General features: G+C 50.6%; 2 protein-coding genes and 1 pseudogene. 2 read left to right on the forward strand and 1 reads right to left on the reverse strand.

Features of this window, described 5'->3' with window-relative positions:
* A partial coding sequence (locus tag AQR02_RS08125; protein ID WP_280818611.1) for a cellulose binding domain-containing protein occupies positions 1-587 on the forward strand: 587 nt, incomplete at its 5' end.
* A 315-nt stretch (positions 588-902) separates the two neighbouring features.
* On the opposite strand, the pseudogene AQR02_RS08130 reads toward AQR02_RS08125, so the two are convergent.
* A pseudogene (locus tag AQR02_RS08130) lies at positions 903-1,241 on the reverse strand (SDR family NAD(P)-dependent oxidoreductase); the annotation flags it as partial.
* A gap of 298 nt (positions 1,242-1,539) precedes the next feature.
* Between AQR02_RS08130 and AQR02_RS08135 the strand changes: the two are divergent.
* On the forward strand, positions 1,540-2,115 hold a 576-nt coding region (locus AQR02_RS08135; protein ID WP_159067710.1), incomplete at its 3' end, for an RNA-guided endonuclease InsQ/TnpB family protein.

Below are 2,115 nucleotides of genomic sequence, written 5' to 3' on the forward strand. Positions count from 1 at the left end.
GCACGGTAACGATCAAGAAGGCATATCTGGCAGCGCAGGCGGTGGGAACAACGACCCTGACCTTCAGCTTCAGTGCCGGGTCGGCACAGTCTCTGGCAGTTGCCGTCGTGGATACGACAACTGCAGCACCCGGCGTGCTAAAGGTGCAGATGTACAACAGCAGCACAGCGGCTGCGGCGAATACTTTGAGTCCGCGGATTAAACTGGTGAATACGGGCACTAATGCGGTATCCCTGGCCGATGTGAAGCTCAGATACTACTACACCATTGACGGAGATCAGCCGCAAAGCTTCTTCTGCGACTGGTCGCAGGTGGGTAGCGCCAATGTAACCGGATCATTTGTGAAGCTTACAGCCGCTAAGACCGGAGCCGACTACTATTTGGAGCTGGGGTTCACCAGCAGCGCCGGTTCCCTGGCAGCAGGCGCAAGCCTTGATATTCAGATGCGTGCTTCCAAAAGTGATTGGAGCAATTATACCCAGACCGGAGATTATTCCTATAATGCAGCAGGAACCAGTTATGCTGACTGGGCTAATCTTCCGGCATATCTTTCTGGCAGCCTGGTCTGGGGCAATGAGCCCTCTTAATCATACGCGGGGGAAGCGGAGCGCTGATTTTTAAGCCCTAGGCTAACTTAAACGAGCAGCCTTATCCTTCACTTTGCGGTGAAAGATGAGGCTGTTTAGATTATAGTGGGAAAGTCTCCAACTAATTCTTCCGGTTTCGCCTAACATCTGACTCTAGGTGGAATTCCTCCAGCTATTTTCCCTGGAAACGCTAATTTGGGTCTTTATGAGAGGAGTTAGTTGGAGTAAATCCCGCTGGAGTCTGTTTTTGCCCAGTCTGGAGGAATTTAGGTTGAGAAATTCCCACTACTGGAACTTTAAATAGTCCTGCCGCCGCTATAACGTCTGTCCGCTGTCCACCGTAATGATCTGCCCTGTCATGGCCTCCTGTGTAAGCGCAGCGCAGATGAACCTTGCGATATCCTCCGGTTCCGCAATCCGCTGCAGCAGCAGGTTCGGTGCCAGACTGTGCATTTGTTGCTCCCGGCCTGCCCACCACCGTGTTGCCACTGCACCCGGAGCGACACAGTTAACCCGGACATCGGGGGAGAGGGCGCGGGCCAGCGATTTAGTAAGGCCGTGGACGGCTGCTTTGGATACTGCATAGGGGAGCGATGAACCGTTGCCCGTATTCCCCGCAATGCTTCCGAGATTGACGATTGCCCCCTGTTTGCTCAGCTGCGGAACGGGAATAATTCACGGCGACTGCTGCACCGCGCCAGACCAGCGCCAGGCTGACTGCCTTGCCAATCCCGGTGCCTCCGCCGGTCACATGAGCTGCGGAATCGCCTGCAGAACTGCCGATTATCCGTTGCGGCTGGCCGCTTTAACAATCAGCTGTCAGAATTCTCCCACTTCTAAAGTGGCGGGATGAATGGCTACGGTCTTTCATACCGGGAGGAAATTACTACTCTTGAATACGAACATTTGTGCTATAATAGTTTTGTGAATTTATGGAAAGGAGTTGCGTAGCTTGATCATACTTAAAGCGTATAAGTATCGCATCTATCCAGACCATGAGCAGCAGCGCTATTTAGTGAGTGTATTCGGCGCAGTCCGCTTTATCTACAATAAGATGCTTGCTGATAAAATCGAACATTATAAAAGGGCCGGGAACATGCTCCGTACGACACCTGCCAGATACAAGGAAGAATTCCAGTGGCTAAAAGAAGCAGACAGCCTTGCATTAGCCAATGCCCAACTCAACTTGGAGAAAGCCTATAAGCATTTTTTTCGGAATAAGAGCACTGGTTTTCCTACATTCAAAAGCAAGAAAACGAACAACAACAGCTTTACAACAAACAATCAACAGGGAACAATAGCGATTGAAGGCGGAACGCTCAAAATTCCGAAGCTAAAGACAAGAATCCGAATCAAGGTTCATCGTCCATTCACGGGGCGAATCAAATCATGCACCCTCTCTAAAACACCATCAGGCAAATACTTTGCTTCCGTTCTCGTTGAAACAGATATAAACCCTTTGCCGAAAGCAGAAAAGAAGATCGGGGTTGATCTGGGACTGAAAGACTTTGCCGTTACTTCAGATGGT

The sequence above is a fragment of the Paenibacillus ihuae genome, assembly GCF_001368795.1.
GTDB classification, from domain to species: Bacteria; Bacillota; Bacilli; order Paenibacillales; family Paenibacillaceae; genus Paenibacillus_AQ; species Paenibacillus_AQ ihuae.